Here is an 11,619-nt window from a genome sequence, read left to right on the forward strand (position 1 = left end):
GCCGCGCCGTCCGGGCGCGGCGCCGCCTGCGGGAGGGCCGCGTACAGCAGCCCGCCGGCGGCCGCCAGCCAGGGCCGGACGCCCGGCAGGTCGGGGTCCATCGAGAACGGCGCGGGCGCGGTCGTGGTGCTCCCGTCGCCGGGCTCGACGATGTCGACGCCCGCGGGCAGCAGCCGCTCCGACAGCCGCGGGCGCAGCGCGAACACCTGCCCGCCGGCCTGCGCGAGGGCGGTGTACGCGGGCACGTCCCGGCTCCACCCGACCCGCCCGGACCGCACGTCCACCGCCTCCATGCGGGCTTCCTCCGCCGCCACGCCGCCGGCGCCCGCGCCGCCGGTCCCCGTCCCGGCGCCGGCCCCCTCGGTGCCCGTCCCGTCCGGGTGGTAGACGACCACGAGCCGCCCCGGCGCGAGCACGCCCGGGCACATCAGGTCGCCGCAGACCCCGTCGCCCTTCCAGACCGCGAACTGGCGGCCGCCGTCGTCGAACGCGCGCAGGGCCGTCCCGTCCGAGACGAGCGTCACGCCGTCCAGCATCGACACCTCGGGAGACTCCCGGGAGTCGAGCCCCCGTTCCCAGCGCACGAGGCCCTTCGTCGGGTCGAGCGCGAGCAGCCGGCTCCGGCGCCCCTTGCCGCCGCCGGGGCCCGCGCAGCGCAGGCCCACCGCGGCGAGCCCCTCCCGGCCGTCGGACGGGTGCGCCCCGCCCTCGAACAACCGGCAGCCGCGCGGCAGCGCCAGCCGCCACACCCGGTTCCCCGTCACGGCCGACACCCCGAACAGCGTCCGGCGCCCCTCGTCGGCGGTGAGCAGCACGTCGGACCCGGCGGGCCAGCGCAGCGTCGTCCGGGACACCGCGGCGGGACGCTCGTCCGCGCGCCGCCACAGCTGCCCGCCCGACAGCGCGTCGAACGCGACGAGCGTCCGCTCGCCGCGGTCGCCGTCCCGCTCGAAGTAGGCGACGACCCGCGACCCCGTGGACGTCCAGCCGAGCAGGGACCACCCGGCGCGCCGGTAGCTCCAGCGGGCCCCGCCGGTGCGCGCGTCGCGCGCCTCGATGCCGTGCCCGGACGCCGTCACGACCTGCCCCTGCGCGACCTGGTAGGCGACGCCGTCGTAACCCGCGACCGAGCCGCGGTGCGTCCGCGTCGAATGCTCCCAGCTCACCGCCAGCGGGCCCGGCGGCGGACCCACGCCGCTCTGCGGCGCCACGGGCTCCCCGGTCACGGTGTGGCGGACCTGCCACCACTCGGCGCGCAGCACGTAGGTGTCGACGAGGACGACGCAGAGCGCGACGGCGACCGCCCCGGACAGGAGGCCGAGCGTGACGCGGACCCTGCCCACGGACTCCGGTCGGCCGTCAGGCCGCTGCCGGCTCCCGACCACGACCGCGCCGCCTCCCTCCACGTACGGTTATCACCGAGGACTGCTCATATGGACGACACCCACCATGCCCTGTACGGGGCTCCCGCGCGACACGGCCGGGAAGAACGGAGCGAACCCGTGGAGGTCTTCACCCGCTGGCACGCCTGGGAGACGGCCCGCGCGGACATCGCCGCGTCCGGCGCGCCCGTCGACGTGGACGGCCTGGAACGGGCCGTCGCCGCCGCCCTGCGCTGGCACGGCGACCAGCGGCGGCCGACCGGCGACCCCTACGTCGAGCACCTGCTGGAAGCCCTCGAAGTGCTGGTGCGCGGGGCGGGGGTGACGACGCCCGCCGTCCTGTCCGCCGCGGTCCTGCACGACGTCGTCGAGGACACGCCCGCCTCCCTCGCCGACGTCGAGGCCGAGTTCGGCCCCGAGGTGACCGAACTGGTCGACTGGGTCACCAAGCCGCCCGCCGCGGGCGCCGGGCGCCAGGCCAAACGCGCCGCCAAGGCCGCCTACCTGCGGCGCCTGGGCGAGGCCCCTCGCGAGGCGGTCCTGGTCAAGCTCGCCGACCGCGCCAGCAACGTGCAGACCCTCGACCGGATGGCGCCGGACTTCCAGCGCCGCTACTACGCCGAGACGCTCACCTACGTCGTCCCGCTGGCCGAGTCCGAGCCGTGGTTCAGAGCCTGGTACGCCGACTGGCGGCGCCGTTTCGCCCACCTCCTGTGACCCACCGGTCATCGAGTGGGAGGATGCGGTCCCATGGAGCGCGAGTGGGTCGTCGAGGAGAGCGTGGTCGTCGCCGCGCCGGCGCGGGACGTGTACGCGGCCGTCGCGGATCTGCGGCGGATGGGCGAGTGGAGCCCGGAGGTGTTCGCGACGTGGGTGCGCGGGCGCGCCGTCAGGCCGGGGACGAGGTTCGTCGGCTTCAACCGCCTCGGCTGGCGCGTGTGGTTCACCACCTGCCAGGTGAGCGCGGCGGTGCCCGGTGAGGTGTTCGCCTTCCGGGTGTCGAGCTTCGGGGTGCCGGTGGCGCTGTGGGGGTACCGGTTCGAGAACGTCTCCGAGGACCCGTCCGCGCCCCGCACCCGCCTCACCGAGTACTGGGAGGACCAGCGCCGCGACCACCGGGGCGCCGGGTTCGTGTCGCTGCTCGGCAAGGTCTTCACCGGCGTCCCCGCCGGGGAGCGCGCCGAGGTGAACCGCGAGGGGATGCGCGCCACGCTCGACCGGATCCGGACGGCCGTCGGGAAGGGCTGACCCCCTTGCCGGGCTCCGGTGCTTGGCAGCAAAACGAGAACCTGTTCTACTTAGTGGTGTGACCACGACCGCACACGCGCACATGATCCAGGGCGAGCGGGTCGCGCTCCCGGTACGGATCCGTGACGCCGCCGTCGGCTCGGCGATGTTCGTCGTGCCCGCCCGCGCCGCCCAGGACGTCATCGCCTACTCCGGGCTCGCCGTCGCGGAGCCGCTGCCCGGCAGGGCCGTCTGCTCGCTGGCCTTCGTCCGGTACGCCGAGGGCGACCTCGGCCCCTACCACGAGTTCGCCGTCGCGTTCCTGGTGCGCCCGCCCGGCGCGGGGCCGTCGCCGGGCGTGCTCGGGCGGATGCGCGGGATCGGCGCGTTCATCCACTGGCTGCCGGTCAACCAGGAGTTCACCCTGGAGGCCGGACGGACGATCTGGGGCTTCCCCAAGGAGATCGCCGACATCCCCATGGACCTCTCCGGGCGCGTGAAGCGCTGCGCGGTGCGGTTGGGCGGGCGGACGGCGATCGAGGTGGCGATCCGGCCGGGCGTGCCGACGCCGGCCGGCTCGGCGGCCCCGAGCGTCGACGCCTACTCCTGCCTGGACGGCGTGACCCGCCGGACGCCGTGGACGCTCACGCCGTCCGGCGTCCGGACCCGTCCGGGCGGCGCGAAGGTCGTCCTCGGCGACCATCCGGTGGCCGACGAGCTGCGCGGCCTCGGGCTCGACCGGGCGCGGGCGCTCACCACGAGCACGGTCGGGCATCTGCGGATGGTCTTCCAGGGCGCCGAGGAGGTGCGCACGTGAAGCGGACGGCCCTGGTGACCGGCGCCGCGCACGGGCTCGGCGCCATGGCGGCGCGACGGCTCGCCGCGGCGGCGTGGGACGTCGTCGCGGTGGACGTGGACGAGCTCGGCCTCGCCAAGACGGCGCAGCGCTCCCCCAACACCCACGCGCGAGTGTGCGACGTCACCGACCCCGGCGCCGTGGCGGGGGTGCTGGCGATGGCCGGCCCGGTGCACCGCGTCGTCCACGCCGCGTCGGCCGCGCCGTCCGGGCCGGTCCTGGCGCGGCCGCTCGGCGAGGTGGAGGACGACCTGCGGACGAACGTCCTCGGCGCCGCCGTCGTCGTCCAGGCCACTCTGCCGGGGATGCTGGAACGGCGGGCCGGAGAGCTGTTCCTCTGCCCGGACGCCTCGGGCCCGCCCGCGAGCCCGTCCGCCGCGGCCGTGGCCGCCTACGCCGACGCGCTCTGGGCCGAGCACGGCGGGCAGGGCGTGACGCTGCGCTGCGTCCACGCGGCCGCCGGGACGCCGCACGGCCTCGTCCTCGACGCGATGGACCGCTCGCTCGCGCGCCCCGCCCCGGACGTCCACGTACGGGTCCGGCCGGCGCGCCGACCGCTCCTGGCGGCGCTCGCCCGACGCTGAACGTCACCCGGACCGCATAAGCTGTCTCTTTCGCCTTCGGGGTGCCGGGGATGTCCCCGGCATGACACACGCGCGAGGAGCAGCCTGCATGTCGTCCCAGGTCAACGGGCGCCCGACCGATCCGCGCGGCACGGTCAAGGACCGGGAGATCGCCGCCGAACAGCGCTACGTCGACACCGCCTACACGCGGCTGGAGGAGATGCGCGCGGACGCCCAGGCCATGATCCGCGAGGGCTACCGCCAGTCGCTCGCCGGCACCAAGGGCTCGCTCGTCGACCGGGACGCGATGGTCCACCAGGCGGCCCTGCGCGTCCAGGCCCTCGACGTGGCCGACGACGGCCTGGTGTTCGGCCGGCTCGACCTGGCCTCCCGCGAGGTCCGCTACATCGGCCGCGTCGGCGTCCGCACCAGCGAGCACGACTCGCTCGTCATCGACTGGCGGGCGCCCGCCGCCGAGGACTTCTACCGCGCCACCCCCGAAGACCCGCGCGGCGTCGTGCGCCGCCGCGTGCTGCACTCGCGCGGCCACACCGTCGTCGACCTGGAGGACGACCTCCTCGACCCCGAGGCGTCCGACGGGATGACCGTCATCGGCGACGGCGCGTTCCTCGCCTCCCTCGCCCGCACGCGCGAGGGCGCGATGCGCGACATCGTCGCGACGATCCAGCGCGAGCAGGACGAGGTGATCCGGGCCCCCGCCGACGGGACGGTCCTGGTGCGCGGCGCCCCCGGCACCGGCAAGACGGCCGTGGCGCTGCACCGCGTCGCCTACCTGCTGTTCCGGCACCGCCGCCGGTTCGGGTCCCGCGGCGTCCTCGTCGTCGGCCCGAACCGCAGGTTCACCGCCTACATCGAGCGCGTGCTGCCGTCGCTCGGCGAAGGGTCGGCGACGCTCCGCTCGCTCGGCGACCTCGTCGACGGCGCCACCGCCACCGTCCACGACACGCCGCGGCTCGCCCGCGTCAAGGGCGCGGAGGCGATGGTGACGGTGCTGCGGCGCGCCGTCGCCGACCACGCCCCCGGCGCCCCGGACGAGCTGCGCGTGGTGTTCAAGGGCGTCGTCGTCGCCCTGGACCGCGCCCGCCTCGACCGCATCCGGAACGAGGTCCACCGGCGCAGCCGCGGCAGCGTGAACGCGGCCCGCGGCCGGGCCGCGGAGATGCTCCTGGACGCCCTCTGGCACCGCTTCGGCGAGGTCGGGGGCCCCGAGGCGGCCGAGGCCGAGGAGGGCGCCGAGGCGGGCCTGTGGAACGCGATCCTCGCCGCCGACGGGCTGGCCTCCCTCGACGAGGAGCCCGCGCGCGGCAACGGGGCCGCGGGCGGCGACCCGAAGCGCGCCCAGTTCGACGCGCGGGTCCGCGAGCAGCGCGCGTTCACCGACTTCCTCGTCGCCTGGTGGCCGATCCGCCGCCCGCTGGACGTGCTGCGCTCGCTCGGCGACCCGTCCCGCCTGCGCCGCGCCGCCGGGCGCGACGTCGACCGCGCCGACGTCGAGCCGCTCGCCGCCTCCTGGGCCGGCGACGGCGCGCCGCTCAGCTACCAGGACGTCGCGCTGCTCGACGAGATCGACGCGCTGCTCGGCTCCCCGCCCCGGCCGTCCCGCCGCCGCGGCGCGCCGTCCGAGGACGACCCGTTCGTCGTTGACGGCGTCAACATCCTCACCGGCGAGGAGGTCGTCGACGAGACGTGGGAGCCGGAGATGCGGGAGCTCACCACGTCCATCGAGCGGCTGGAGCGCTCCCGCCGCGTCGACGACGGCGTGGTCGAGGAGCGCCCCGAGTACGCGCACCTCGTGGTGGACGAGGCACAGGACCTGTCCCCCATGCAGTGGCGGATGCTCGGCCGCCGCGGCCGCCAGGCGAGCTGGACGGTCGTCGAGGACCCGGCCCAGAGCGCCTGGGAGGACCTGCCCGCCGCCCGGCGGGCGATGGAGGCCGCGCTCGGCGGCGAGCGCCCCGCGTCCCGGAACCGCCGCCGGGGCCGCAAGGCGCCCCCGCCCCGCGCCCGGCACGAGTACGAGCTGACCACGAACTACCGCAACTCCACCGAGATCGCCGCCGTCTCCGCGCGGGTGCTCGCCCGCGCGCTGCCGGACGCGAAGCCGGCCCGCGCCGTCCGCACGTCCGGGATCGAGCCGGTCGTCCGGGTCGTCCCCGAACCCGGGCTCGGCTCCGCCGCCCGCGCCGCCGTCGAGGAGCTGCTCGGCCAGGTCGACGGCACCATCGGCCTGATCGTCCCGCTCTCCCTGGAGGAGTCCGGCGGCCAGGCCTCGCTGTTCGGGGGGTCCGCCGCCGCCTGGGACGCCGCCGAACGCGACCGGCTCGGCGCGGGACTGCCCGAGCGCGTCCAGGTGCTCGACGTCCTGGAGGCCAAGGGCCTGGAGTTCGACGCCGCCGTGATCGTGGCGCCGGAGACCGTCGCCGCCCAGTCCCCGCGCGGGCTGCGCGTGCTGTACGTGGCGGTGTCGCGGGCCACGCAGCGGCTGACCGTCCTCACCGCCGACCCCGGGTGGAGGGACGCGCTGGTCACCGGCTGACGGGGCCCTGCGCCGCTCCGCCCGGCGTTAGGCTGACGCTGCCCCATCCGCACGGGTGAACGGAGACCGATGAGCGGCCGCAATCCCGCACCCAGGCGCAGCTACGCAGGCCGGTCGGCCGAGGAGCGCCGTGCGGAGCGGCGCGACCGCCTGCTGGCCGCCGGGCTCGAACTGTTCGGGACGCGCGGGTACGCGGCGACGTCCATCGAGCGGCTGTGCGCGACCGCGAGCGTGTCGACCCGCAACTTCTACGAGGAGTTCTCCGGGCGCGAGGAACTGCTCACCACGCTGCACCGCGGGATCAACGAGCGCGCCGCCGAGGCCGTCTCCGCCGCGTACGGGAGGGAGGCGGGCGCCGCCTTCCCGGCCCGCGTCGAGAGCGCCGTCCGCGCGTTCGTCACCGTCACCGCGAGCGACCCGCGCTGGGCCCGCATCGCGTTCGTCGAGGTGATCGGTGTCAGCGCCGGCCTGGAGCGGCACCGCTTCCGCTGGCGCGGCCAGTGGGAGGACGCGATGCTCGCGATGGTCCGCGAGGCCGCCGGGCGCGGCGAGGCCGCCGACCGCGACCACCGGCTCACGATGATCGCCGTCATCGGCGCCGTGAACAACCTCGTCCACCACTGGTCGGCCCGCGACCAGCACGTCCCCCTGGACGACATCACCACCGAACTGACCCGCCTCATCGTCGCGGCCGTGACGACCCCCTGACCCGTGGCGTGAGGATCGTCCGGCGCGTGGCGGGAGTCCCAGGGGGCCGCCCCCTGGGAAGGCGCGAACCCCTAGATGATCGGGGGGCGGCCCGTGCGGGTCATGCGCCAGGCGGTGCGGTAGGAGATGGGGCGGCGGGGCCCGGCGGACTTGCGCCAGCCCTCCACGAAGCCCTTGAACCACGGCTTGAGGGCGCTCGGCTTGCGCTCGCGCAGGAGGGTCATGCCGACCCACACGGCGAGGTAGGTGAGCGCCAGCGGCCACGGCAGGTTGCGGCGCGCCAGCCACACGCGGTTGCGGGCGTTGTAGCGGTAGAACATGGCGTGCCGCGTCGGCAGGACGGCGGGGTGGAACATCACCGCCGAGGCGTCGTAGACGATGCGGTAGCCGGCGTTGAGGATCTGCCAGGCGAGGTCGGTCTCCTCGTGGGCGTAGAAGAAGTCCTCGGGGAGGCCGCCGCCGGCGTCGAACGCGGCGCGGCGGATCGCGCAGGCACCGCCGAGGAACGTGGTGACGGGGGACGAGCGCTCCGGGTCGCCCGCGCGCAGGCGCGGGACGTGGCGGCGCTCGCCGCGCCCGCCCTCGGGGTCGCGGACGCGGAACGAGACGACGCCGAGGTCGGGCTCGGCGGAGAACCGGTCGCGCAGGTGGGCGCCGAGGCGGGGCGAGCGGTACCAGCCGTCGTCGTCCAGGAACAGGATGACGTCGCCGCAGGACGCCTCCACGCCGCGGTTGCGGCCGCCCGGGATGCCGAGGTTCTTCGGGAGGCTGAGGGTCTTGACGCGCTCGTCGTCGAACGGCGGCGCGCCCGCCGCCTCGCCGACGGGGTCGGCGCCGTTCCCGACGAGGACGACCTCGACGTCCACGTGCTCCTGCTCCAGGGCGCTGCGGACGGCGCGGGCGAGCTCCTCCGGCCGGTTGCCCATGGTGAGGACGACGACGGACAGTTTCACTTCAGCCTCCGGGAGGCCAGGATGCTGACGAGGTGCAGCAGGGTCTGCAGGACGGCGACGGCGGCGACGGCGACCGTCAGGACGCGGACCGCGACGGGGTCGTCCGCGCCGGTGAGGGTGTCGATCACGGCGGCGGCGAGGATCAGCAGCGACAGCTCGACCGCGCCGATGATGCGGTGGAAGCGCAGCATGGACGCCGCCTGCCGGGCCAGCGCGATGCCGGTGGAGCGGGGCCGCAGCGCGCGGTCGCCGCCGGTCGGGTCGGCGGTCAGCCCGGACTTGGCGCGGGCGACGACGACGTTGTCGGTCTCCGCCTTGATCAGCGCGGCGCCGAGGGCGGCGAGCAGGCCGAGCTCGACCCAGCCGCCGTTCTCCCAGCCGCCCTGCGCCATGAAGCCGAGCCCGGCGAGCAGCGACACCTCCGACAGGTAGTGGCCGATCCGGTCGAGGAACACCCCGGCGACCGACGTCTGCCGCAGGTAGCGGGCGACCTCGCCGTCGACGCAGTCGAGCAGCAGGTAGACCTGGATGAGGAACGCGCCGGCGAGGGCCGTCCACAGCGGGTCGACGGGCAGCGACACCGCGACGCCGGCGAGGACGCCGCTGAGCATCATCAGGTAGGTCAGCTGGTTGGGGCTGAACCCGAGGCGCAGCGAGATCCACGCGAAGTACGGGGACAGGTCGCGCATGTAGAGGCGGCCGGCCCAGTGCTCCTCGTTGCGCCGGTCCTTCAGACCGGGCGGCTGGCCGTACCGGCGGATGTCGGCGACCTTCGCGCCCTTGCGGTGCGGCCGGTGGTCGTCGCCGGACGGCTCCGCGGGGCCGGGTGGTTCGGGGGAGCCGGGGGGCTGCGGGGAAGGGTTCTGCCCGGACAGCTCAGCCTCCATGGGCCTGGACATACTCGTGCACCGCCTTGCGGGTCTCGCCCTCGTCGAGGCTGAGGTGTTCCAAGATCGTATAGCGGCCGGGGCGGGTCTGCGGGGCGTACAGCACCGCCTCCGCGAACTGCTCGGCGGACAGCCCGATGTCGGCCGGGAACCGGGGCAGTCCGTGGCGTCCGAGGCAGGCGAGGATCTCTTCGAGCCGCTCCTCGCCCGCACCGAGCCGGGTGGCGCGCAGGTGGTAGCAGAACGCGGCGCCGATCCCGGCCAGCTCGCCGTGGTTGGCGGTGTCCGGGAAGAGGTGGTCGATGGCGTGCAGGATCTCGTGGTCGCCGCCGGACGCCGGGCGGGAGTCGCCGGCGAACGCCATCGCCATGCCCGAGAGGACGAGCCCCTCGGCGAGGACCGTCAGGAACCGGTCCGAGTCGATCGAGCCGGGCTGGTGCAGCAGGGCCTCGGCGGCGGTGCGCGCCACGGTGAGCGCCATCCGGTCGATCCGCTCGCCGCACTCGTCGGCCGCGAGGAGCCAGTCGTCCACGGCGGAGAAGTTGCTCACCACGTCGCCGATCCCGGCGCGGACGAGCCGGTCGGGCGCGGCGCGCACGTAGTCGAGGTCGACGATCATCGCCAGCGGCATCACGACGCCGAACGAGCCCTTGCCCTTGTCGTGGACGAGGGAGGCGACCGGCGAGCAGATCCCGTCGTGCGACAGGTTCGTGGCGACCGACACCATCGGGATGCCCGACAGCGTCGCCGCGTACTTGGTGGCGTCGATCGTGCGGCCGCCGCCGATGCCGACGACCGCCTCGTAGGACCCGGCGCGCAGCCGGGAGCCCAGGTTGACCGCCGCCTCGACGGTGCCGCCCTCGACGTGGAACACCTCGCAGGCGGCCAGGGACGGCCGGACGTGCTCGGCGATCTGGTCGCCCTGGCCGGGACCGACCGCGATCGCGACGCGCCCCTCGGTGGCGATCCGCCTGTCGGCGAGCAGCTCGCCGAGGGTCGCCACGGCTCCCCGCCGCACGTCGATGGAGAGCGGCGCGTTCAGCATCCGCGTCAGCAGGGGCATGGGCCTCCTCGTGCCGTCGTGCGGTCGGTTCGTGCCGTGCGTGCGGTCAGTAGCCCTTGGCGATCCGGCGGGCCTTCTCCAGGTCGTCGTGGTTGTCGACCTCGACCCAGTCGACCTCGCCGATCGGCGCGACGCCGATGCGTCCGCCGCGGTTCACGAGCTCCTGGTAGCCGTCCTCGTAGTAGAGGTCGGGGTCGCCCTCCCAGGTGGCCTTGAGCGCGTCGGCCAGCGGCCCGGCGGCGGCGGGCTCGATCAGGGTGGCGCCGATGTACTCGCCGTTCGCGGTGGCGGGGTCCATGAGCTTGGTGATGGTCTTCAGGCGGCCCTCGCCGTCGAGGATCACCTTCATCTCCTCGTCGGCGAGAGTTTTCACGTCGTCCACCGCCAGGAGGATGTCCGGTCCGCGGTTCGCCAATAGTGTCTTCTCGACGCTCACCGGATGGACCGTGTCGCCGTTGACCATCAGGACGCCCTTGGAGAAGTGCTCCCGAGCGAGCCACATGGAGTAGGCGTTGTTCCACTCCTCGGCCTTGTCGTTGTGGACGAGCGTCAGCGACACGCCGTACCGCTCCTCGAGGGCGGCCTTGCGGTCGCGCACGGCGTCCGCGCAGTAGCCGACCACGATGACGACGTCGGTCAGCCCGACCTCGGCGAGGTTGCCGAGGGCGATGTCGAGGATGGTGGTCTCGCCGTTCACGGGGACCAGGGCCTTGGGGAGGGTGTCGGTGTACGGCCGCAGCCTCCGGCCCGCGCCCGCCGCCAGCACCATGCCGATCATGCTTTCTTCTCCCTCTCGCCGTGGGGCCCGTCCCCCACACCCTCGGACAACTTCTTCGTCAGGTCGATCGTCACTGCGCCGGCGCGGCCGTGCCGCGCCCACGTGGCGGCGCTCTCTCCGCCGGACAACACGCCAAGGTAGGCGGCCAGCGCCGCGTACGCGAACGGAAGCGGCGCGAACGCCCCCGCGAAGGCCGTGAACAGCATCCGGCCCTCCCAGCCGAGTCCGGCGAGGCGGACCCACCGCGGCGGCCGGCGCCCCTGGCGGGTGCGGTAGGCGGCGTCGTAGTGGTGGAGCGCGAGAACCGTGAGCAGCACGTAGACGAGCGGCGCCGGGACTGCCCGCGCGTCCCCCAACACGGCGAGGTAACCATACTCGATCCCGCGCAGAATAGGCGGAACCAGCCAGTCCAGCCGCCCGGCGTGGGGGTTCTCGGACGCGGGCCCGGCCAGCAGCAGCACGACGAGCGGCGCGAACACCGCCGGCTCGGGCCCGAGCCGTGTTCCGGGCAGCGGGCCCGCCGCGAGCAGGACGGCCGCGGCGGCCGCCCCGACGGCCCGCAGCAGCGGCCGGTAGAACAGCTTCTCGTGGATGCGGCGGACCTCCCGGGCGTGCCGCCGCCACAGCGCGGTGAACTCCCCCACC

General features: G+C 75.1%; 12 protein-coding genes. 6 read left to right on the plus strand and 6 right to left on the minus strand.

Annotated elements, in window-relative coordinates:
- Positions 1–1,343: outer membrane protein assembly factor BamB family protein (locus tag ABWI04_RS39175; protein WP_353835548.1), on the minus strand; the 1,343-nt coding region annotated here is incomplete at its 3' end.
- Positions 1,344–1,502: 159 nt separating this feature from the next.
- Between ABWI04_RS39175 and ABWI04_RS39180 the strand changes: the two genes are divergently transcribed.
- The 6 genes from ABWI04_RS39180 (at position 1,503) to ABWI04_RS39205 (ending at position 7,293) form a co-directional block, all read left to right on the plus strand.
- Positions 1,503–2,099, plus strand: a complete 597-nt coding sequence (locus ABWI04_RS39180) for an HD domain-containing protein (RefSeq protein ID WP_353835549.1) — start codon at positions 1,503–1,505, stop codon at positions 2,097–2,099.
- A 33-nt stretch (positions 2,100–2,132) separates the two neighbouring features.
- Positions 2,133–2,630 carry an SRPBCC family protein gene (locus ABWI04_RS39185; protein WP_345177653.1) on the plus strand — a complete coding sequence of 166 codons (498 nt, stop codon included), beginning with the start codon at positions 2,133–2,135 and terminating at the stop codon, positions 2,628–2,630.
- Positions 2,631–2,688: 58 nt separating this feature from the next.
- Positions 2,689–3,426: an acetoacetate decarboxylase family protein gene (locus tag ABWI04_RS39190; protein ID WP_353835550.1), complete on the plus strand. Its 738-nt coding sequence runs from the start codon at positions 2,689–2,691 to the stop codon at positions 3,424–3,426.
- On the plus strand, positions 3,423–4,049 hold the full coding sequence (locus ABWI04_RS39195; protein WP_353835551.1) for an SDR family NAD(P)-dependent oxidoreductase: 627 nt from the start codon (positions 3,423–3,425) through the stop codon (positions 4,047–4,049). The genes ABWI04_RS39190 and ABWI04_RS39195 overlap by 4 nt, the downstream gene beginning before the upstream one ends.
- An 88-nt stretch (positions 4,050–4,137) precedes the next feature.
- Positions 4,138–6,585, plus strand: coding sequence for a HelD family protein (locus ABWI04_RS39200; RefSeq protein ID WP_353835552.1), 2,448 nt, complete (start codon positions 4,138–4,140; stop codon positions 6,583–6,585).
- A 69-nt stretch (positions 6,586–6,654) separates the two neighbouring features.
- On the plus strand, positions 6,655–7,293 hold the full coding sequence (locus ABWI04_RS39205; protein ID WP_345177645.1) for a TetR/AcrR family transcriptional regulator: 639 nt from the start codon (positions 6,655–6,657) through the stop codon (positions 7,291–7,293).
- 71 nt (positions 7,294–7,364) lie between these two features.
- On the opposite strand, the gene ABWI04_RS39210 is transcribed toward ABWI04_RS39205, so the two are convergent.
- The 5 genes from ABWI04_RS39210 to ABWI04_RS39230 all read right to left on the minus strand — a co-directional run.
- Positions 7,365–8,246, minus strand: coding sequence for a glycosyltransferase family 2 protein (locus ABWI04_RS39210; protein ID WP_345177642.1), 882 nt, complete (start codon positions 8,244–8,246; stop codon positions 7,365–7,367).
- Positions 8,243–9,133, minus strand: coding sequence for a CDP-alcohol phosphatidyltransferase family protein (locus ABWI04_RS39215; protein WP_345177639.1), 891 nt, complete (start codon positions 9,131–9,133; stop codon positions 8,243–8,245). Before ABWI04_RS39215 ends, ABWI04_RS39210 begins: the two co-directional genes overlap by 4 nt.
- Entirely contained in the window at positions 9,123–10,196 is a 1,074-nt protein-coding gene (locus ABWI04_RS39220) for an iron-containing alcohol dehydrogenase family protein (protein ID WP_345177635.1), read from the minus strand. Before ABWI04_RS39220 ends, ABWI04_RS39215 begins: the two co-directional genes overlap by 11 nt.
- Positions 10,197–10,242: 46 nt before the next feature.
- Positions 10,243–10,974 carry a phosphocholine cytidylyltransferase family protein gene (locus ABWI04_RS39225; RefSeq protein WP_353835553.1) on the minus strand — a complete coding sequence of 244 codons (732 nt, stop codon included), beginning with the start codon at positions 10,972–10,974 and terminating at the stop codon, positions 10,243–10,245.
- Positions 10,971–11,619: DUF5941 domain-containing protein (locus tag ABWI04_RS39230; RefSeq protein WP_353835554.1), on the minus strand; the 649-nt coding region annotated here is incomplete at its 5' end. The genes ABWI04_RS39225 and ABWI04_RS39230, both read right to left, overlap by 4 nt.

Origin of the sequence: Actinomadura sp. NPDC000929, assembly GCF_040492065.1 — a bacterium.
Taxonomy (GTDB): domain Bacteria; phylum Actinomycetota; class Actinomycetes; order Streptosporangiales; family Streptosporangiaceae; genus Spirillospora; species Spirillospora verrucosospora.